Origin of the sequence: Halobium salinum, from assembly GCF_026586625.1 — an archaeon.
GTDB lineage: Archaea > Halobacteriota > Halobacteria > Halobacteriales > Haloferacaceae > Halobium > Halobium salinum.
Window position 1 is genome coordinate 250558 of record NZ_JAODIW010000010.1, and the last position, 20261, is coordinate 270818.

The following is a 20261-nucleotide window of genomic DNA, read 5'->3' on the forward strand; positions in this document are numbered from 1 at the left end:
CTCGCTCCGCTCGTCGACAACACGGTCGGACGGTTCGCTTCGCTCACCGTCCTCCCTGCCCTCGGCTCGCTGGCTCACGGCTCCGCCGTTCGCCCCTCCGAGGTGCTCGCTCGGCTCGCACCTCGCATTCGCTCGCCGAGGACGCCGAGAAGCTTCAATATCCGCCGTGCCCTACGCGCGCACATGGAACACGGAATCGAGGTGGAGAACGCCCGTCCCTGAGGTCGTGGGCGTCGACATCAGCGGTCGCCACGAGGAGGCCGGCGAGTACCTGATGGTCGCCGCCGCCGTCCACGCCGACGTGGACTCCGACCGCATCCGGAGCGTGCTCGGGGTTGGGTTCGCGACGAGTCGGGAGGGGCCGACCCTCGACGCGACGCTTGCCGTGGCCGGCGAGGCGGTGTCGGAACTCCCGACGGTGCCGAAGGGACCCGTCGTCACCGAACACGGCGAGTTCTACGAGGAGCCAGCCGGCACGGTCGCCCTCTCGTTCCGACCGGGGTTCAAGTACATCGAGAGCATAGCCGAACGGGAGACCGTGCAGGCCGCACACCACGCCGCGTACGCCGCCCGGGAGTTGGTCCGATGAGCCGCGCCGTCGTCGCAAAGCGCGTCGACTCCGGTCGCGCCGACCTGAGCGAAATCGTCGAACTCGCCGAGGCCGCCGGCTACGACGTCGTCGCCACCCTCACCCAGTCCCGCGAGGAGGACGCCGCCTACCACATCGGCGAGGGGAAGGCCGACGAACTCGCGCGAGTCGTCGCCGACAGCGGCGCCGAGGTCGTCATCTTCGACAACAGCCTCGGCCCCTACCAGACGTACAACCTCGGCGGGAAGTTCCCCGAGGGCGTCGAAGTGCTGGACCGATTCACCCTCATCCTCGAGATATTCGGTCAGCGCGCCCAGACCCGGAAGGCTCAGCTCCAGGTCGAACTCGCCGAACTGCGCTACGAACTCCCGCGCGCCGAAGCGAAGGCCTCGCTCGCGAAGCGCGACGAGCGCCCGGGGTTCATGGGGCTCGGCGAGTACGACGAGAGCCGCGAACAGGACATCAAAAAGCAGATTTCGACCATCAAGCGGGAGCTGGACCGCATCGCCGAGCAGGAGGAGAGCCGGCGCGAACAGCGCCGCGAGTCCGGCTTCGACCTCGTCGCGCTCGCCGGCTACACGAACGCCGGGAAGTCCACGCTCCTGCGCCGGCTCGCGTCGGACCTCGACGTGGACCAGAACGAGGAACTCCACCCGGACCTCGACCCGACCGCCGAGTCCGAGGACCGGCTGTTCACCACGCTGGGAACGACGACCCGCCGCGCCGACACCGGGAAGCGCGACGTACTGCTCACCGACACCGTCGGGTTCGTCTCGAACCTCCCACACTGGCTCGTCGAGTCGTTCAAGTCCACCCTCGACTCGGTGTACAGAGCCGACCTCGTCCTCCTCGTCGTCGACGCCAGCGAGTCCGTCGAGGAGATGCGCGAGAAGCTCGTCACCTGTCACGACACCCTCTACGAGCGCAACGAGGCGCCCATCGTCACCGTCCTCAACAAGGTCGACAAAGTGCCGCCCGAGGAGCTCGAAGAGAAGAAGAAGGCGCTGTCGGCGCTCGCACCGAACCCGGTGAGCGTCTCGGCGGCCACGGGCGAGAACGTCGAGGCGCTCTCCGCCCGAATCGAGACCGAACTCCCCGAGTGGCAACAGGAACGACTCCTCCTGCCGATGACCGACCGGACGATGAGCGTCGTCTCGTGGGTCCACGACCACGGCCACGTCGAGCGCGAGGAGTACGAGGGAGACCACGTCGTGCTGGAGTTCGAGGCCAAACCCGCCATCGTCGAGCGCGCCCGCGCGAAGGCCGCCGACCTCGCGACCGTCGAATCGAACTGAGGCCGACGGCCTCGCCCGTCGTGCCGACCGCCGAGTAACCCGTTCCAAACCGACACCGTCACGTCCGCTAACCAGTCATTACTTATGCAGACGGGTGTGGTCGGTACGAGCGATGAGAGAGAGTGGTGTGTTCCACGTGGTGTGTCGCGAGTGCCGGACGGAGTCGGTGGTCGACCGACGGGCCGACGCGGAGACGGTCGCCGAGAGCCACCGCTCGGCGGTCGGTCACCGGGTCGAGTTCGCGCGCGTCGAGTGAGCGGCCGTCGGCCGGTGGTCAGCGGTCGACTGTCGACGTCCGACGGTCGATAGCCGGCGGCCGGCAGTCGGTGGGTTTCAACACCGGTCGGGCCGACCGGCGAGTATGGTAGTCGACGAGGAGGAGAGCGGAGGCGACGAGTTCGACGGGCGCAGGAGCCTGTTGGCGGAGGTGGCTCGCGAGGGCGGCGAGCGTGCGCTCGAGTCGTTCCGCGAGGTCGTCACCGTGGAGACGAAAGAGGGACCGCTCGACAGCGTGACCGAGGTCGACCGCGCGGTTCAACGCCACGTCGCCGACCGCGTCGCCGACGCGTTCCCCGACGACGCGCTGGTGGGCGAAGAGGACGGCGCCGAGAAGGAGATTCCCGAAACGGGGTACGCGTGGGTCGTCGACCCCATCGACGGGACGAACAACTACGTCGCCGGCAACCGCAACTGGACGACGAGCGTCGCGCTCGTCCGCGACGGCGCCGTCGTCGGCGCCGTCAACCGGGCTCCGGCCCTCGGCGAGTCCTACGTCGCGCTCGGGAACGGGTCGACGCGGAGCGACGGTCCCTGCACCACCAGCGACCGCGCCGACCTGGCGACGTTCACCGTCGACCCCGTCTTCGGCCTCTCCCCGGCCCACCGGACGGGGCTAGCGGCGGTGACGGGCGTCGTCGCGAACCGGCTCGGCGACCTTCGGCGGGTGGGAAGCGGCCAGCTAACCCTGTCGATGGTCGCCGCCGGCGAACTGGACGCCGCCGTCTCGACGGTGTCGCTCCCGCCGTGGGACACGCGCGCCGGCGTCTACCTCGTCCGCGAGGCCGGGGGCGTCGTCACCGACCTCGCCGGCGAGCGCTGGACGGGCGCCTCGGAGAGTCTACTCGTGTCGAACGGCCGAGCGCACGACGAGTTGGTCGAGGCGTTCGGCGGGCTGTAAGGGGCAGTCGGTGGGAGTCGGCGTGAGAACGGCGAAGCGCCGCCGGCGCGCCGACTCAGCCGAGGCGTTCGACGATGGCCGTCAGGTCCTCTTTGCTCTGGACGCCGACGACGCGCTCTGCGGGCTCGCCGTTCGCGAAGAACTGGAGCGTCGGTACCGACCGCACGCCCTCCTCCTTCGCGAGCGCCTGGAGTTCGTCGATGTCGACCTTCGCGACGACCGCGTCGGTCTCCGCGGCGATCTCCTTCACCGTCGGCTCCAGCATGTTGCACGGGCCACACCAGTCGGCGTAGTAGTCCACGAGGACGATCTCGTGGGTCGAAACGAGCTCCTGCAGGTGGTCGGCGCTCTCGACGTGAATCGGCGCGCCAGTCTGCTGAGTTTCGCTCATCGACGAGTGGTTACAGCGCCGACCGTTTAACTATTCAGCCCGTATGCCGGCGGCGCGCACGACCGGGAAATCGCGATGTGGTCCCGCCGGAGCGGGGTCCCGTCGATCACTCGAAGCCGAGCGGCGGTCACTCGACCGTGTACGAGAGCACGACGCCGTCGTCCAGCCTGTCGACCGCCTCCAGTGTGAGCCGCGGAAACGCCTCGACGAACCCCTCCCCGTCGGCGAGCGTGGGCGCGTCCCGGCCGCCGACGACCATCGACCCGACGTACACCGAGAGTTCGTCGACCAGGTCGGCCTCGAACAGCGAGAAGATGAGTTCGCCGCCCCCTTCGACCATCAGCCGGTCGAGCCCCCGCGATTCGAGGCGCTCGAACGCGCCCGGGAGGTCGACCCGGTCGTCGCCGGCGACGACGACGACCCCGCCGCGCTCGCGGAGCGCCTCGACGCGCTCCTCGGGGGCGGCCTCGCTCACGAGGAGGTACGTCGTCGCCGCGTCGTCGAGGATTCGGGCGTCCGGCGGCGTCCGGGCCGTCGAGTCCGCGACGACGCGGGCGGGGTTCCCCGGTCGGCCGTTCTTGAGCCGCTCGACGCGTCGGTCCTCCACGTCGAGGGCGAGTCGCGGGTCGTCTGCGAGCACGGTACCGACGCCGACCATCACGCCGTCGGCGGCCGCACGGACCCGGTCCACCCGGTCGAAGTCCTCGGGCCCGCTAATCTTCAGCTGGGTGCGCCGTCGGGAGGCCAGCTTCCCGTCGACGCTCGTCGCCGCGTTGACCACGACGTGCATGGTGTTCGAGTGGCCATGTGCGGGTCGGCGACATTGGCGTTTCGGTGCGGCGGGCGCCGGCCCGCCGAGACCGTCGATTCGTCGGGCGACGGTGCGCGGAATCGCCGGCTCGTCCGGCAGTCCCCGGTCTACAGCAGGCGCCGTGCGAGGCCGGCGAGGAGTAGGAGGAGCGTCCCGCCGCCGATTTCGAGTGGCCCGAGCGGCACGTCCGGCGCGCGCTCTCGCAGGTCCGACACCGGGGCGAGCAGGCCACCCGAGGACTCGTTCGCCGTCGACGAGTTCGCGTCCGTCGTGGCGGCCGCGTCGACCGTCCCGACGGTGGTCGGCGTCGGCTCGGCTGTGGGGGTCGATGTGGGAGCCACCGTCGGCGTCGGCTCCGCGGTAGTCGGCGTCGGTTCGGGCGTCGGGGTCGGCGTCGGTGTCGCGTTCGGGTCGCCACCGACGTAGGCCGTGTGGGAGACTCCCTCCCCGCCGAAGCGAATCTCGAAGGCGGTCCGTCCCGTCACGTCGCCGAAGTCGAACGTCGCGGACGCCGTTCCGGCCTCGGAGACCGTCACCGTCTGGCGTTTCACGAACAGATTGTCGACCGACCTGGAGACGGCTCGGACGTTCAGCCGCGTCCCCGGAGCGAGCGTCGTCCCGATGTCGACGCGCTGGCCGCCCGCCGCCTCGACGACCAGCGGGTCTCCCCCGACGCCGATTCGGCGCTTCTTCACCGTGACGGTACGCGTGCGTCGCTCCGTCTCGCCGGCCGCGACGTAGGGGTTCTTCGACCCGTCGACGGTGAACTGGGTCCGGAAGCTGTCGCCGGGTTCGGCGTCGAAGTCGTCCGTGTCGAGGACGAGGTACAGCCGCTCGTCGGCGGTGAACAGCCGGCCCGACTGGATATCGACGAAGCGCCGCCCCTGATTGAACCGTTCGGTCGAGACGGAGAGCCGGACGCCGTCGGTCGCCTGTTGGACGTCGTCGACGGTCCGGACGTAGCCGGAGAGTCCGGTCGCGTCGACCCGTGCGACGAGGTAGTCGCCCCGCGCGACCGCCGCCGTCTCGGAGGCGTTCGTCGAGAGCGCCGTCGCGTTCGCCATGACGGCCTCGAGCGACCCCGTCGAGGTCCCGCGCGGTGCGGTGTAGAGGGTGAGGCCGCGAGTCTCCCGCTCCTCGAGTTCGAGCACGCCGATGTCCGTCAGCCCGCCGTCGACCCGGGTGAAGACCCGGTAGGTCCCCGTGTCCACGGGTGCCTCGAGCGTCGGGGTCTCCCGGGTGGCGCTCACCAGCGTGGCGTTCGGCACCGAGAACACCTCTTCGGCGGACGCACCGCGCCAGCCACCCGCCTCGTAGGTGTTCATGTGAATCGTGACCCGCTCTCCTTGCTTCCCGCGGATGGTGAGGTTCACCCGATAGTTCACCGCCTCGGTGCCGACCTGTACGCGGGCCTGATTGGAGCCGTCGAGCTCGACGGTGAACGTCGCGACGTCGCCCACCTGTTCGACGGCCGTCCCGGTGCCGACGGTGACACTCGTGCTCCCGGTGCTCCCGGTACCGGCACCGCCGACGTACACCGAACCGAGGACGAGGGCGACGAGCAGGAGCGACCGGAACCGACGTGGAGGGGGTGACGGGGACATCGGTGACTGTTAGTATACAATTAACTAACTGTCACAAATACGTACCGGTCAGAAATTTTATTTTCCGAGGTGAGACGCTCGGAGTCCCAGCCAGGTCCGGCCTGACCATCGAATCGGGCCTCGGAGTCGAGCGGCCGCGGTCGGCGACCCACCGGAGAGACGCGACGCTTTTCCCGTCACCGTGGCTACCTCCGGCAAATGAGCCAGCGAAACGACGTCGCCCCGAGCACCGTCTCGATATCGCTCGTCGATTACGGGGTCGAGGTGGAGTACCTCGACGGTCGGACCGCGGTGTACCGCGGAGTTCCCCAGAAGCGCGAGGGGTCGGTGACGACCGCCCCGGGCAAGGAGACCCACGTACTCGTCACCGACCCGACGGAGACGGAGGGCGTGATGCTGTACGTCAACGACTACAAGACCGACGACGACATCCTCGAGGGCTCCGGCGTCGGGCGCATCCTCCTCGACGGGGACGAAGAGGAGGAGGTGTTCCCGGGCGTGACGGTCCACCGGTTGGGGAGCGAGCGCACCGAGGTGACGGCGGACCCCGAAGTCGCCCGCGGCCGCGTCTTCGTCTTCGCCGAGGACGACTGGAGCGAACAGAGCTACGAGATCGTCTCGTCCGACGAGGCGGGAGCTGACGAGCCGAGCGGCGAGGACGCGGGCGAGTCGAGCGACGCAGACACGACAGAGTCGAGCGACGCGACCGACGCCGACGAGGGAGTCTGAACGGTGGCCCTCAGAAAGGCGTGGCGGACCCTCGACGCCTCGACCGTCGGGAGCGCTCCCGAGCGCTACGGCTACTACGAACTCGGCGACGGGTCGGGCGAGCGAATCGGCCGCGGCGTCGGCGTCCTCCGCGACGAGTTGAAGGAGGTGATGGCCTACGGGGACGCGGCGCAGGTGCGATGGGAGGCGGCGACGTCGAGGGAGCACGCCGAGCGAATCGCCGAGAGCCACGAGTAAGACGAGTCGGGTTCGAGCGGTCGTCGCGCGCCGACGCCGACGCTGCCTCCGACTCAGCGGAGCCGCCACACCAGTTTGTTGACCGCCTCGCCCGTCCCGACCGCCCAGAGGTCCGAGGCGACGGCGTAGGTGAAGTACAGCGGCGAGGCGTCGGGTGCGACCTCCACGATTCGCACGCCGGCGGCGGACTGCCCTGGCTCGACGAGCTCGCCGTCGTAGGCCGGTCGCCCCTCGAACTCGCCCGGGAGTTCGAGTCGGCGGGCGAACGACCGACCGAGCGCGTCGGTGAGCGCCATCCCGCCGACCCCGCCCACGTCCGCGACGATGGGGATGGCGGAGTCGTTCGCCACCGAGAGGTCGACGACGGCGTACTCGACGCCCTCGGGTCTGTCGAACTCCGGCACCTCGTCGACGAACGCCACGTCCGCCACCCGCGCGGTGATGCCGGCGACGCGGGCCTCCTCGCCGACGCCGGGGACGTTCCGGAAGGTCTGAGTCAGCGTCGCGGGCGTCTCCGCGGCCGAGACCACGTCGACGGCCGCCTCCGGGAGCGCCTCGAAGTCGGCCGGCAGCCGGCGCACGGACGGCGTGACGTGCAACGTCGGCGCGGGAGCGTCGACCGGAATCTCGAACGTCGCCGTCGCGGTCTGCATCTCCCCGGGTGCGAGTGCGAGCCCGCCGAAGTTCGCGAGCAACTCGGGGCTGAAGAAGTCCTCTACGTCGTGGCGCTCGCCGGTCCCGTCGTCGAGTTCGAACGCGTCGAACCCCAGCGCGAGGTACGCGTCGTCGACGTTCCTGAAGGCATACCGGAGCCGGTAGAAGGTCATCCCCTCGTCCGGTTCGAGTTCGACGGTGCCGCGCTGGAGCGTCGGGATGGTCGTGGCCTCGGTGACGAGGAACTCGAGCGACGGATACTCGACGGTTTGCCCGACGATGGCGGCGTCGCCGCCGCCCGCGACGGCGTCCGTCCCGCCGCCGGCTACGTCACCGTCGGTCGCGCCGTCGCCGCTCGCCGTCGCGTTCCCCCCTGCGGACTCGTTCTCGCTCGCGTTTCCCGGCGACGGGTCGCCACCCCCGGCCCCACAGCCCGCCAGCGTCGCGACCGCCGCGACCCCACCCGCCCGAACGAAGTCTCTCCTGGTGAATCGGGGTGTCATCTTCGAGCGGAGTACGCAATCGTCGATTATAGGCTTTGTACGGTGAGGTGTCCTCCGAACCGAACGTCACGGGAGCCGGAGAGTCGGCCGGAGGTCACTGGAGGTACGACGGGTCCTCCGCGTCGCACGTCTTCTCGTGCTGTCGGGCGTCATCCTGGGCGTCGAAGAGGAGGCCGCACTTCTCGCACTCGTACCACGTCGCCTCCTCCTTCTGGGTCGTGGTGACCATACGCACACCTCGGACGGGGCGGAACAAAACGGTTGCCCCACCCGTGACGGCGCCGGACCGAGCCGAGCGCAAACCCGCGGTGACGGGGTCGCCTCCCCGGGGCCAACGCTAAAGCGGGGGCCACGCCAACGGTCGGCCATGAGCGACGATTCCGGACTCGAACTCAGCGTCCGCGGCGCCGAGAAGCGCGACGCGGGCCGGGGAATCGCCCGGCTCCCGCAGTCGGCGATGCAGGCGCTCTCCGTCATCAGCGGCGACACCGTCGTCGTCGCCGGCGAGCGCGAGACGGTGGCGAAGGTGTGGCCCGGCCGCGGCCTCGCCGAGGAGGGGACGGTGCTCGTCGACGCCGACACGCGTGGCAACGCGGGGGTCCACATCGGCGACACCGTTCGGGTCAGAAAAGAGGACGTCGAGGAGGCGGACGCCGTCACCCTCGCCGCCCCCGACGACCTCTCGAACACGAGCCGGGACGTCGTCGTCGAGGCCGTCCGGCGCGAACTGCTGAACCGCCCGCTCCACGCCGAGGAGCGGGTTCGCATCGAACGTCTCGGCGGCAGTGCGTTCGTGGTCGAGCGCACCTCTCCCGACGGAATCGTGAGCGTCACCGACGAGACGCGCGTGGAGGTGGCCTTCGCCGACGACACGGTCCGCTCCGGGTCCGGGCCGGGCGCCGGGTCGCGGACGACGGGAACGGGGTCGGCCCCGAGTTCCACCTCGTCCTCGTCTTCGGCCTCGAACGTCGACGGGGCGTCGGGAGCGGGGTCCTCCGGCGGCGGCCGAGCATCGGGAGCGGGGGCAGGGGCAGGGTCCACGTCGGAGTCGGGGAGGGCCGCCAACCACCAGCGCACGGGCGTCAGCTACGAGGACATCGGCGGGCTGGACGAAGAACTCGAACTCGTTCGCGAGATGATAGAGCTCCCCCTCTCCGAGCCGGAGCTGTTCACTCGGCTCGGCGTCGAACCGCCGAAGGGCGTCCTCCTCCACGGGCCGCCCGGCACGGGGAAGACGCTCATCGCGAAGGCCGTCGCCAACGAGGTCGACGCGCACTTCATCTCCGTCTCGGGGCCCGAAATCGTCTCGAAGTACAAGGGAGACAGCGAGGAGCGCCTGCGCGAGACGTTCGCCGAGGCCCGGAACGAGGCGCCCACCGTCGTCTTCTTCGACGAAATCGACTCCATCGGCGGGAAGCGCGACGAGGGCGGCGACATGGAGGACCGCATCGTCGGCCAACTCCTCTCGCTGATGGACGGTCTGGAGGGCCGTGGCGAGGTCGTCGTCATCGGCGCCACGAACCGCGTCGACGACCTCGACCCGGCGCTCCGACGCGGCGGGCGCTTCGACCGCGAAATCGAAATCGGCGTCCCGGGCGAGGCCGGCCGGCGGGAGATTCTCGACGTCCACACCCGAAACATGCCCCTCGCGGACGACGTGGACCTCGACCGCGTCGCCGACCGCACCTACGGGTTCGTCGGCGCCGACCTCGAGTCGCTGGCGAAGGAGGCGGCGATGACGGCGCTCCGACGACTCCGTCGGGGGAGCGGACCCGAGAAACCCCGGAGCGTCGGCGTCGGCGACGGTGACCGGGGCGAGGACGAAGACGAGGGCGACGGCGCCGACGGGGAGTCGGCGGATGCGCACGGGGAGGGAGACGACGACACCCGGTCGGCGACCGGCATCGCCATCGACGACCTGCAGGTCACCCGGAGCGACTTCGACGCGGCCATGGCGAGCGTCGAGCCCAGCGCGATGCGGGAGTACGTCGCCGAACAGCCGAGTACGACGTACGCCGACGTGGGCGGGCTGGACGAGGCGAAGGCGACGCTTCAGCGGTCGGTGACGTGGCCGCTGACCTACGGCCCGCTGTTCGACGCCGCCAACGCCGACCCGCCGACGGGCGTCCTCCTGCACGGCCCGCCGGGCACCGGGAAGACGCTGCTCGCGAAGGCCATCGCCGGCGAGACCGGCGTCAACTTCATCCACGTCGCCGGCCCCGAACTGCTCGACCGGTACGTCGGCGAGTCCGAGAAGGCCGTCCGGAAGGTGTTCGAGCGCGCCCGACAGGCCGCCCCGGCCATCGTCTTCTTCGACGAGATAGACGCCATCGCGACGACCAGAGACGGCGGCGGGAGCGACTCCGGCGTCGGCGAGCGCGTCGTCTCCCAACTCCTGACCGAACTCGACCGGCTCTCCGAGAACCCGAACCTCGTCGTCCTCGCGGCCACCAATCGGAAGCCCGCGCTCGACCCGGCGCTCCTGCGGCCCGGCCGCCTCGAGTCCCACGTCGAAGTGCCGGCGCCCGACGAGGCCGGCCGCCGGAAGATATTCGCCGTCCACACCGCCGACAAGCCCCTCGCGGACGACGTGGACCTCGACGACCTCGCGAGCCGGACCGCGAACTACACCGGCGCCGACGTGCAGGCCGTCTGCCGGGAGGCCGCGATGCTCGCCATCAAGGACGTGACCGAGCGCTACGAGGGCGAGACGGCGAACGAGCACGCCGACGAGGTGGTGCTCCGCGACGAACACTTCGAGGCCGCGCTCGACACCGTGTCGCCGACGCTGGCCTGACGCCGGCGAGGTCGGCTAAACCGCCGTCGACGTGCTCGCCGAGGAGCCGCCCGAGGACTCTCCCCTCGTCGGCCGCGAGAACGTCCTCGTCACGCCTACGGAGCCGGTACTCGGAGGCCTCCCGCGAGGAGCTGAACCGGGCCACGTCGCCGACGTGGCCCGCGTGGTCCGCGGCGACAAACCCTATGCGTCGACGGTCCTTCGCGGCGGGTATGCAGGTCGACGACGAGACGAGACGCGCCGTCGCGTTCGGCGGAGCACTGGTGATGACGGGGGTCCTCCTGGTCGCGGTCGCGGTCGCCGTCTCGCTGACCGAGGCGCCCGGCGACGGGGTGCTCTTTCTCATGCCCTACTTCGTGGGTACCGTGGGCGCGTTCTTCCTGTTCGGCGGGGGCGTCGCCGTGGTTGGCAGACTCAGGCGTCGGTGAATCAGTCGACACCGCCGTCGGTACGTGGGTGGACCATCCGACACCGGCGGTTCCCGAGGCCAACCCGCCCTCCGAACTGTCGCCCCGAACGCCGGCTATTTGTGCCTCGGTGTCACCCCACCAGTATGGACGACGACCTCCTGCCCGAGGAAGCCCGGGACCGACTGACGACGACCTGCCGGACCGCCGTCGGCGACAGCCTGCGCTCGCTGACGTACTTCAACCGCTTCGACTACCAGCAGTTGTACCTCCGCTCGGACCTCGAACGCGACGCCGACCTCAGCTCCTTCATCGGCAACGAGTGGCACGATTTCAAGACCACGCAGGACGCGTACCGCGGCTCCGAACTCGGGGAGTATCGCTACACCATCCGCGTGTTCGAGAACGGCTACCTCGTCCGTATCACGCTCGAAGACTCGGGCGTGTTCGTGACGACGGACGGCATCACGATGCAGGACTTCGAGGCGTTGTCGGCGGCGGTGGTCGAGACGCTGAACGAGTGGGAGTGAAGCGACGCGTCGACGCGTCGGACACCGCGCCGACGTGTCGACGGCGAGATACAGCTATGCCGGCTCCCCGCCAATCGATACCGTCATGCACGGACGCGTCGGCGGTGACGAGTGGTGAGGTCGCAGTCGTGGCCCCGCAAGGTGAAGCGCGAGGTCGACTACATCACGGGGAGCCCGCTCGGACCGTTCAAGTGGCTGATGCGGGCCGTGCTCCGGACCGCGTTCGTCGTCGTCGCCCTCGGGGTTCCCATCCTGCTGTACAACGAGCCCGAACGGATGCGGGCGCTGGCGGACGGCCCCGTCGTGTTCGACGAGGTGCACGGTCTCGCACTGAGCGTGCTGACGACGGAGCTGGGACTCCTCCTCGGTATCGTCGCGCTGCTGGCGTTCGTCGCGCCGTTCCTCCCGGACCGGCGGACCGACGGAGGGCCGTACTGACCCCGAAATCAGTCCCAGAACGACTGCGTCCGCGCGTACTGGCGCTCCTGTGAGAGGATATCGCGGTAGAAGTCCTCCTCGTTCTCACGGAGCTTCGAGATGATGCGCGCCGCGTTGTGCGGACCGACCCCCCGAGCGGCCATCGCGACCACGGCCTGCTTCCCGTGGCCCTGCACGAGACTCGCCGACTGGTACGCCCGTTCGGTCATGCGCTCCTGTTCCTCGTCCTTCTCGGGCGCGCGGACGGCCTTCACGACCTCCTCGGCCCACGGGTTGAGCGCGGCGATTCTCGTCGACCCGCAGTCGGGACACTCCGGCTGGTCGGGCACTCGCCGCACCTTCGTCTTGCGCTGCCAGTCCTGGCAGTGCAGACAGAAGAGGATGACCCGGTCGTCCTGGATGCGCTCCTTGATGGCCTCGATGACGCTGGCGTCGGCGTTCTCGGGCACCAGCAACTCCCGGCCCGACGAGCGGCCCGCGACCCCGATGGGGGTGCGCTCCCGCGCGGTGACGAGTTCGAGGTCACCGTCATGGAGTCGACGGAGCACGTCGGCGGTCTCCTCGACGGCGAGGTCGCGGTGGAACACCTCCCGGACCGCCTCGTCGTAGACGGGGGTATCTTTGAGCGCGGCCATGAGTCGGTCGGCGCCGAAGCGGCTGTTCCCCTGGTAGCGTTTGAGCGCGCCGAACTTCGCGGCCACCTGCGCGAGGGTGAACTTCAGCGAGTCGGAGTTCTTCAGCGCGAGTTCGAGCAGCGCCTCGACGTGGTCGGGGTCGGTCGATTCGAGCACGTCGACCACGTCGTGCGGACCGGTCCGGGGCGGGACCTCCAACTCGATGCGGTAGGGGTCGACCTCCATCCCGACCGACGACCCGGTGCGCTGGCCGAGCAGGGCCGAGATGACTCGGCCGAGCGTCTCGTTCACTGTGTGCCCGAAAGCGGCGTCGACGACGACCGACCGGCCCTGTCCCTCGACGACGACGCGGTCGTGGGTCGGCATCGGGTGTCCGGACGCCACCTGTCGCTCGACGGGTTCGAGCGCCGTCTCGACGGTGCGTTCGTCGCTCGGGTAGCGCCCGAGGAACTGCCGGGCTACGGAAGCGAGGTCGCCGCCGGACTCGAACTGCGGGGCGGCCACGTCACGCATCTCTCCGACCTCGCCGGCGACGGCCATCGGGACCGGAATCTCGCGGCCGGTCCACGACGGCACCTCGCCGGCCGGGTCTTCGATGGGCGCGACGTTTACTCTCCCTTCCTCCTCGTCGATGTCGTTGATGCGCCACATCTCGCCGCGCTGGATGAACACCTCCCCCGGCTGGGCGAAGTTGACGACGAAGCGCTCGTCGAGGGTGCCTATCTGCCGCCGGGAGGACATGTCGTTGACCTCGTACGTCTCCTCGTCGGGAATCATCGAGAGGTTGGCGTAGAAGTACTGCCACGTCCCGCCCGACTTCTCGATGCGGTCGGCCTCCTCGTCGAGCCACACCAGCCGGCTCTTCGACACCTCGCGCACCACGTCGCGGAACGTCTCCTCGGTCAGGTCGCGGAACGGGTAGGCACGGGTGAGGAGTTCGTAGGCCTCTCTCGCCGAGACGTCGCCGACGTCCATCACCATCCCGACGATCTGGTTCGCGACCACGTCGAGGCTCCCGTGGTGGATGTTCGCGGGTTCGACCTCGTCGGCCTCGGCGCGGCGGGCGATGGCCAGCGCCTCCATCGTATCGTCTGGGCTGGCCGTGACCACGGTCCCGCGGCTGACGGCGCCCTCCCGGTGGCCCGCGCGCCCGACGCGTTGGAGCAGGCGGGCCACTTCACGAGGACTGTTGTACTGGACGACGTGGTCGACGCGCCCGACGTCGATGCCGAGTTCCATCGAGGAGGTGCAGATGAGGCCGTCCAGCTCGCCCGACTTGAACGCGTCCTCGACCTCGATGCGGGCGTCGGTCGACAGCGACCCGTGGTGGATACCGACCGGCTCGTCGATGGTCTTGAAGCGCGAGCCGAGCGCCTCGGCGGTCTGTCGGGTGTTGACGAATATCAGCGTCGACTCGTGCTCGCGCACGAGGTCCCGGATGACTCGGACGTGGCTCGCCACCTCGTCGTCGGTGGCGAGTTTCCCCGCCAGTCGCTCGTCCTCCGGCGTCACCTCGGGCCGGACGACGGTGAAGTCGACCGAACTCCCGGCGTCGACCTCCACGACCGCGTAGTCGCGGTCGGCGTTGTGGTCGGAGCGCCGAGGGTCGTCCTGGTACCCCGTGAGGAACTTCGCGACCTCTTCGGGGGAGCCGACGGTGGCGGAGAGGCCGATGCGCTGGAACGGCCCCGAGAGCACCTGGAGGCGTTCGAGCCCGACCGTCATCTGTGCCCCGCGCTTCGACGAGGCCAACTCGTGTACTTCGTCGACGACGACGTGGTGTACGTCCCGGAGGGCCTTCCGGAGCTTCTTCCCCGTCAGCATCGCCTGTAGCGTCTCGGGCGTCGTGACGAGCACGTCCGGCGGGTCGTCCGCCTGCTTGCTCCGCTGGTACTGGGTCGTGTCCCCGTGGCGCACCTGCACGTCGAGGTCGAGGTAGTCGCCCCACCAGTCGAGACGCTCGCGCATGTCGCGGTTGAGCGCCCGGAGCGGGGTGATGTACAGCGCCGAGATGCCCTCTCGGGGGTCGGCCTCGGCGATAGAATCGAAGACGGGGAGCATCGCCGTCTCCGTCTTCCCCGTGCCGGTGGGCGCGAGGACGAGCGCGTTACGCCCCGCGGCGAGCGGCGGGATGGCCCGGCGCTGTGGCTCCGTCGGGGTGGAGAAGCCGCGCTCGGAGAGGGCGTCCCGGACGCGAGAGCCGAGGTGCGTGAACGCGTCCGCACCGTCGGCCAGCTCCTGTTTCGACATTCGACTTCGCTAGCGGTTTCTGGGGGTTAAGCCCTCCGCTCGCGGTACATTGGCGGCTGTAGGCCGGCGGAGATTCTCGGCGCCTCCCGACACCGAGAGTCTCCGAGCGGGTACTCAGAAGTCGAGGAACCGGGCGCCGAGGCCGAGCAGGACGATGAGGATGCCCAGCACCGAGAGGCCCGGAATCGGGAGGCCGAAGACCGCGAGCAACAGCCCGATGACGACGACGATGGTGGATGCTTTCATCGGCTCGGTGTTCGCCCGCTTGCCCGTAAGGCGTTGGGGCCGAGAGGGCGTCGCCGAGACCGACGGCGGCCGCTCGCGTCTAGACGCGCCGATAATCCCCCAACCGCGTCCCGTCGAGCAGGTACGCCTCCGCCGACGCCAGCCCGTCGGGGAGGAACGGCGCGAGGAAGCCCTGACCGTCGACGTTCACCCACGTCCCGCCCGAACGGTCGTTGAACGCCGGGAAGACGACGAGTTCCGGGTCGTTCCAGTCGAGGTCGGCGGCGTCGACCTCGAAGTGTTCGGCGAACGGCTCCCGGCGAAGCGGGCCGCGGAGCCACGCGGGTTCGACGCGGCTCCCGCCCACCGAGTCGGTGAGCTTCACCGCGGGGTGTTCGTGGCCCATGCAGACGGTCGAGGCGGCGAGTACGTCCTCGCTCGGCCACGTGTGGCCGTGGACGAACGCCACGTCGCCGACGACGTGGCCGGCGCCGTCGCGGACGTCGAGACGGTCGCCGAACTCGTCGGCGACGCCGCCGTCGTGGTTCCCCTTCACGAGCGTGAACGGGACGCGGTCGGTGACGGCGTCGACGAGGGCGTCGAGCTCCTCGCGCTCGTCGCCGCGGGAGGCGCCGATACGGTGGCCGAGGTCGCCGAGCACGACGAGACGGTCGGCGTCGGTTCGGTCGAGCAGGGCGAGCAGGCGGTCGCGGCGGGTGACGGCGTTGCTCTCCAATTCGACCCCGCGCTCGTAGCGCAGGGCGTCCTCGATACCGGCGTGGTAGTCGGCGACGACGAGCGCCGTCTCACCGTCGTGGTCGCCGCCGAGGGTGGCGACGGCGGCCGGCTCGCCTGGGACGGGTTCGACCGCGGTGTGACTCCCCTCCACGGCCACGTCAGATGGCCTTCAGCGAGTCCTCGCCGGGCTCGTAACATTTCCCGCTCATCAGGGCGTCCTGGATGGCGTCGTCGGCGTCCTCGGGGTCCGCGCCGTAGCGCTCGACGAGCGCCGCGACGACGTTCTCGCGGGCGGCGCCGTCGCCGTCGTCCAGTTCGTCCATGATGTCGACGGCCGTAGATTCGAGGTCGACGTCGGCGGCGTCAGGGGTGCCCTCGGCGTCGGCCTCGTCGGTCTCCGCGGTCGCGGTGTCGGTGTCGGCTCCGGAGTCCTCGCTGCCCGCGTCGAAGTCCCCGAGGTCGCCGTCGCCGGTGGCGTCGGTCGCCTCTGCGGGTTCGGCGGCCGCGTCGGCGTCCGCGCTCGCGGCCTCGGCGTCGACGGTCGAACCGGTGGAGGCCGCACTCGACGTACCGCCAGTAGCGGCCTTCTCGTCTTCGTCCCCGTCGCCGCCGTCGGCCTCCTCGGTCAGGTCGTCGGCGTCGGGTACGTCGATGTCGGCCTCGCCGGGGTCGGCCACGTCGTTCCCCGTCGAGAACTCGGTGCCGAACTCCGCTTCGACCTCGCGGCGTTCGTCGTCGTCGAGTTCGTACATCCCGTCGTCGTCCGACCCGGCCGTCTCGGCCGCCTCGGCGGGTTCGGCCGCCGTCGACTCGTCCTCGTCGACGAGCGACCCGGTGGAGGCGGCGTCGTCGGCCCTCGCGGCGGCCGGCTCCGACTCGCTCCCGTCGCCGGCGTCGGCTCCCGCATCGAAGTCGCCCAAGTCGTCACTCGCGGCGCCGGGGTCCGCCGCTTCGGCGGGCTCGGCGGCCCCCGATTCGGTGTCGACCGTCGACCCCGTCGAGGCGGCGCTGGACGCGTCTCCGCTCGCCGAATCGGCGGCGCTCGTATCGGCCGCGGGCTCGTCCGCGACCGTCTCGGTCGGCGTCGCCTCGTCGGTCCCGGTCGCCTCGGCGGGTTCGGCGGCCGTTTCGTCGCCGGCGGCGTCCGCGTCGAGGGTCGACCCCGTCGAGGCGGCGCTCGTCGCGTCCGCGGTCGCCGGTCCGTCGGTATCGGTCGCATCGCTCGCGTCTGCCGAACCGCTCGCGTCGGCGCCGCCCGTGGTCGTCTCGGGGTCGCTCGACTCCGGCGTCGCCGCCTCGGCGGGTTCGGCCGCCGTCGACTCGTCCTCGTCGACGAGCGCCCCGGTGGAGGCGGCGTCGGCCGCGCCTGCGGCGGCCGGTTCGTCCGCATCTTCGGCCGACGACGGTTCGGCTGCGGCGGCGTCGAGGTCGACGCCCTCCGGGAGCGCGCCGAGGTCGGCGCTGCCGCCCTCGTCGGGAGCGACGTTCAGACCCCGGACCTCGTCGCGCTCCCCGGCGACGACTTCGAGTGCGTCGACGGCGAGTTGGCGAACCGCCTCCAGATAGGCCGTCGTCGTCCCGTAGTGGTCGATTGCGTACGGGACGCCCGTCGCGAGCGAGGACTGGACGCCCGCGGCTTCGAGGGCGTCGCGCAGGTCGTCGCCGCGCAGGTCCGAGGCGACCGCGTCGCGCATCACCGCGAGGCGGTGGAGGGTGGACTCGGCGGTCGTGACGAGCCACCGGTCGCGAGTCTCGGCGTCGACAGAGTTGAGGCTCTCCGGGCGGACCGAGGTGTAGATGCGGTCGCTGTCCTCCGGCTGAAACGTCCGGGCCTTCCCGGTGAGCGCGACGAACGCGGGCGGCGTGGTGCGTTCTAAGTACGCCTGCTCGTCGGGCTGGTACTGGCCGGCGTAGGTGACGAACGGGCCGGTCGCGTCGACGACGCGGCCCCGGACGATGTCCTCGTTGACGGACTCGACCTCCGTCAGAACGCCGACGGCGAACATCCGGTTGATGCGCGCGCCGGTCGGCGAGACGACGTAGTTCGGGGCGCGCTCCTCGTCGCTCTCGGAGTAGGAGAACGTCGCGTCGTCGAACTCCGCCGCGAACAGGCGCTGGGCGACCTCGCGGCTGCCCGGGCCGGCGTCGGAACTGTCGTTCGAGTTCGAATCCGAGTTCGACCCGCTCATGCCTCCACCCCCTGTGTCCCGACCAGTCGCTGTAAGGCGTCGCGGGCGCGCTCGGCCGGGTCGTCGTCGGACTCGGCGAACTCCGTCGCGTCGAGGTTCGCGCCGTACTCGTCGACCGAGAGGTTCCCCCGAACGCGGAACTCCCGACCCACGACCTCCTCGCGGATGTCGTCGGCGACGACCTCGCGGTCCATCGCCTCGCGGGCCGCGTCGAGGGCGGCGTCCATGTCGTCGCCGTAGACGCGCTCGGTGAGCTCGCGGTCGAGCACGGCGGTGAGGGTGCCGCTGCCGTCGTCGATGATTGCCTTTACGCGCATGTCGTCCTCGGCGTCGACCTCGCCGTGACTCCGGCACTGGCCGTTCTGGACGACGCGTCCGCACTCCGGACAGCGTTCGATGAGCCCCGAGCCGTCGCGGACGGCGAGGAGACTGCCGACCACTTCGACGTCGAACATCCCGCCCGTCGCGACGGCCTCGCCGACGCCCATCTTCGGGGCTTCCTCGGCGACCTCCACGTCGGCGTCGAGTTCGCTGACGGTGGTGTGTTCCGAGAGGTTCACCGAGGGGACGCCCCGGAACTCCCGAACGTACACGTCCGAGAGTCGGAGGCTCGCTCCGGGCTGAATGTCCGGGTGCGGGCTCCAGTCGGTGAACGGCAGTTTGGCGGTCTCGTCGCCGACGACGCCCGAGAGGATGGTGGTCTCCCCGTCCCGACCGTCGATGGTCTTCTGTTCGACTTCGAGCACCTGCACGTCGAGGACGCGCCCGCGGTCGCCGGGGTCGATGTCGATGAGGTCGGCCTCGCCGCCCACCTCGTAGGGCACGTCGACTTCCTCGTCGCTCATCGCGACCGTCGTCGACTGCCCGAGGTTGAGTTCGGGGGCGCCGTCCCACTCGCGGACGTTCGCGTTGCCGACCGTGAGCGAGTCGCCCGGCTCGAAGCCGAAGTCCTGCCACGCGGTGTAGGAGATGCGACCCGTCCCGTCGGCGAGTTCGCCCTCCCGGATGGTCTGGTCCTCACCCTGATAGCGGATGGTGCGGGTGCCCACCGACAGCACGCGCACGGAGACGGTGACGTTGCCGTCGCCGGTGGTCACGTCGCCGACGTCCTTTGAGGTCGGGGCCGAGCCGCCCGAACTGCCCCCGCCGTGTTTCCGGCGGACGGACTGCTTGGCTTCCTCGATGGGGACGCTGTACTGTACGAGATTTTCCAGGTCCTGCTTGACCTCCGCTTTGTCGACGCCGAGGTCGGAGGCGAGCTCCTCGGCATGGTCGTCTACGTCCATCGCTCGGGCCTTGGGCGCCATCGGATAAAAACCGTCGTCTATCGCGGTGGAAGTGATTTCTTGCGTGGTCGGACTCGGGATTGTTGTGCGACTTTCGGCCGGCGACGACCCGATGACCCAGCAAAGCCCTCGCGCTCTCGGGTCGCACGGCGGGGCGGCCGGCGCGCGCCGCCGCGGCTCCGGCCGCGGTGCATCCGTGCGAGGGATGAGCGACCGAAGGGAGCGAATCGGCTGGGGAGGACGTGGCTGCAGTGCGGTCGGGTGGGGCCCCTTTCAAGGGACATCGCCTCGATACCTCGTCACATCGGTACCTCGACACCTCGTTGTACACAGTCACATCCACCGAACACCACTAAAACGGCACGAACCCCTAAGTACCACCGACGTACACACCCAAGTAGCAACCATGGCCGAAGAGTTCGACTGCGAGACCCACATCGACGAGTCGCGAACGCGCATCCAGGTCACCGGCACGCAGGAGGCCGCCGTCGTCGTCCGCGACGAGGCCGGCGAGCGCATCTACCTCCCGCCGGAGGACTTCAACAAGGACACCGAGGCCAGTCCCTACCAGTCGGTGCAGGACGACTCCCCGTACCAGTCCGTCCCCGACGACTCGCCGTATCAGTCGGTGCAGGACGACTCCCCCTACCAATCGGCCCGCGACGACTCCCCCTACCAGTCGCTCGCGCGCGGCCCCGGCGTCCAGAAGACGACCAACGGGTTCGTCATCAGCCACCCGCGGCCGGTCACCGAGTTCCACGTCTTCCGCTGAGCGA

The 20261-nt window shown here is 70.1% G+C and carries 21 protein-coding genes; 11 read left to right on the forward strand and 10 right to left on the reverse strand.

The window, feature by feature from the left end; genetic code table 11:
* The first annotated feature begins 274 nt into the window (after positions 1-274).
* The 4 genes from N5095_RS19920 (at position 275) to N5095_RS19935 (ending at position 3061) form a co-directional block, all read left to right on the forward strand.
* The gene (locus tag N5095_RS19920; protein WP_267625358.1) at positions 275-589 is read left to right on the forward strand and encodes a DUF2209 family protein; all 315 of its coding nucleotides are present in this window, start codon (positions 275-277) and stop codon (positions 587-589) included.
* Entirely contained in the window at positions 586-1884 is a 1299-nt protein-coding gene (gene hflX / locus N5095_RS19925; RefSeq protein ID WP_267624928.1) for a GTPase HflX, read from the forward strand. The genes N5095_RS19920 and hflX overlap by 4 nt, the downstream gene beginning before the upstream one ends.
* A 112-nt stretch (positions 1885-1996) precedes the next feature.
* Positions 1997-2140: a hypothetical protein gene (locus N5095_RS19930; RefSeq protein ID WP_267624930.1), complete on the forward strand. Its 144-nt coding sequence runs from the start codon at positions 1997-1999 to the stop codon at positions 2138-2140.
* A 105-nt stretch (positions 2141-2245) separates the two neighbouring features.
* Positions 2246-3061, forward strand: a complete 816-nt coding sequence (locus tag N5095_RS19935) for an inositol monophosphatase family protein (protein ID WP_267624931.1) — start codon at positions 2246-2248, stop codon at positions 3059-3061.
* Positions 3062-3116: 55 nt separating this feature from the next.
* On the opposite strand, the gene trxA is transcribed toward N5095_RS19935, so the two are convergent.
* The 3 genes from trxA to N5095_RS19950 all read right to left on the reverse strand — a co-directional run bounded on the left by trxA (position 3117) and on the right by N5095_RS19950 (position 5867).
* Positions 3117-3452: a thioredoxin gene (gene trxA, locus N5095_RS19940; RefSeq protein WP_267624932.1), complete on the reverse strand. Its 336-nt coding sequence runs from the start codon at positions 3450-3452 to the stop codon at positions 3117-3119.
* 127 nt (positions 3453-3579) lie between these two features.
* Positions 3580-4242 carry a 2,5-diamino-6-(ribosylamino)-4(3H)-pyrimidinone 5'-phosphate reductase gene (locus N5095_RS19945; protein ID WP_267624933.1) on the reverse strand — a complete coding sequence of 221 codons (663 nt, stop codon included), beginning with the start codon at positions 4240-4242 and terminating at the stop codon, positions 3580-3582.
* A 128-nt stretch (positions 4243-4370) separates the two neighbouring features.
* Positions 4371-5867, reverse strand: coding sequence for a BGTF surface domain-containing protein (locus N5095_RS19950; RefSeq protein WP_267624934.1), 1497 nt, complete (start codon positions 5865-5867; stop codon positions 4371-4373).
* Between the two features lie 198 nt (positions 5868-6065).
* Here N5095_RS19950 and N5095_RS19955 point away from each other — a divergent pair, with 198 nt between their 5' ends.
* Together N5095_RS19955 and N5095_RS19960 are read left to right on the forward strand one after the other, a co-directional pair.
* A complete protein-coding gene (locus N5095_RS19955; protein ID WP_390203596.1) occupies positions 6066-6596 on the forward strand; it encodes a DUF5796 family protein in 531 nt (176 codons plus the stop codon).
* A 3-nt stretch (positions 6597-6599) separates the two neighbouring features.
* Complete coding sequence (locus N5095_RS19960; protein ID WP_267624936.1) at positions 6600-6833, forward strand: DUF7508 domain-containing protein; 234 nt, start codon at positions 6600-6602, stop codon at positions 6831-6833.
* A gap of 53 nt (positions 6834-6886) precedes the next feature.
* On the opposite strand, the gene N5095_RS19965 is transcribed toward N5095_RS19960, so the two are convergent.
* Both N5095_RS19965 and N5095_RS19970 read right to left on the reverse strand, forming a co-directional pair.
* The gene (locus N5095_RS19965; RefSeq protein WP_267624938.1) at positions 6887-7990 is read right to left on the reverse strand and encodes a DUF4352 domain-containing protein; all 1104 of its coding nucleotides are present in this window, start codon (positions 7988-7990) and stop codon (positions 6887-6889) included.
* Between the two features lie 94 nt (positions 7991-8084).
* A complete protein-coding gene (locus tag N5095_RS19970) occupies positions 8085-8219 on the reverse strand; it encodes a DUF7128 family protein (protein WP_267624939.1) in 135 nt (44 codons plus the stop codon).
* 138 nt (positions 8220-8357) lie between these two features.
* On the opposite strand from N5095_RS19970, the gene N5095_RS19975 reads away from it, so the two are divergent.
* From N5095_RS19975 to N5095_RS19990, 4 genes are all read left to right on the forward strand, one after another.
* Complete coding sequence (locus N5095_RS19975) at positions 8358-10787, forward strand: AAA family ATPase (protein ID WP_267624941.1); 2430 nt, start codon at positions 8358-8360, stop codon at positions 10785-10787.
* Between the two features lie 212 nt (positions 10788-10999).
* Entirely contained in the window at positions 11000-11215 is a 216-nt protein-coding gene (locus N5095_RS19980; protein ID WP_267624942.1) for a hypothetical protein, read from the forward strand.
* Between the two features lie 125 nt (positions 11216-11340).
* Entirely contained in the window at positions 11341-11724 is a 384-nt protein-coding gene (locus N5095_RS19985; RefSeq protein WP_267624943.1) for a DUF7522 family protein, read from the forward strand.
* Positions 11725-11835: 111 nt separating this feature from the next.
* The gene (locus N5095_RS19990) at positions 11836-12162 is read left to right on the forward strand and encodes a hypothetical protein (protein WP_267624944.1); all 327 of its coding nucleotides are present in this window, start codon (positions 11836-11838) and stop codon (positions 12160-12162) included.
* Between the two features lie 8 nt (positions 12163-12170).
* On the opposite strand, the gene N5095_RS19995 is transcribed toward N5095_RS19990, so the two are convergent.
* The 5 genes from N5095_RS19995 to N5095_RS20015 all read right to left on the reverse strand — a co-directional run bounded on the left by N5095_RS19995 (position 12171) and on the right by N5095_RS20015 (position 19485).
* Positions 12171-15047 (reverse strand): DEAD/DEAH box helicase, encoded by a 2877-nt coding sequence (locus tag N5095_RS19995; RefSeq protein WP_267624945.1) that lies wholly within the window; start codon positions 15045-15047, stop codon positions 12171-12173.
* 114 nt (positions 15048-15161) lie between these two features.
* The gene (locus N5095_RS20000) at positions 15162-15293 is read right to left on the reverse strand and encodes a hypothetical protein (protein ID WP_267624946.1); all 132 of its coding nucleotides are present in this window, start codon (positions 15291-15293) and stop codon (positions 15162-15164) included.
* Between the two features lie 79 nt (positions 15294-15372).
* On the reverse strand, positions 15373-16167 hold the full coding sequence (locus N5095_RS20005; RefSeq protein ID WP_390203601.1) for a metallophosphoesterase: 795 nt from the start codon (positions 16165-16167) through the stop codon (positions 15373-15375).
* Position 16168: 1 nt separating this feature from the next.
* A complete protein-coding gene (locus N5095_RS20010; RefSeq protein WP_267624948.1) occupies positions 16169-18199 on the reverse strand; it encodes a hypothetical protein in 2031 nt (676 codons plus the stop codon).
* Complete coding sequence (locus N5095_RS20015) at positions 18196-19485, reverse strand: Single-stranded DNA binding protein (protein ID WP_267624949.1); 1290 nt, start codon at positions 19483-19485, stop codon at positions 18196-18198. Before N5095_RS20015 ends, N5095_RS20010 begins: the two co-directional genes overlap by 4 nt.
* Positions 19486-19891: 406 nt before the next feature.
* Between N5095_RS20015 and N5095_RS20020 the strand changes: the two genes are divergently transcribed.
* Positions 19892-20257: a DUF7510 family protein gene (locus N5095_RS20020; protein WP_267624950.1), complete on the forward strand. Its 366-nt coding sequence runs from the start codon at positions 19892-19894 to the stop codon at positions 20255-20257.
* The last annotated feature ends 4 nt before the right edge of the window (positions 20258-20261 follow it).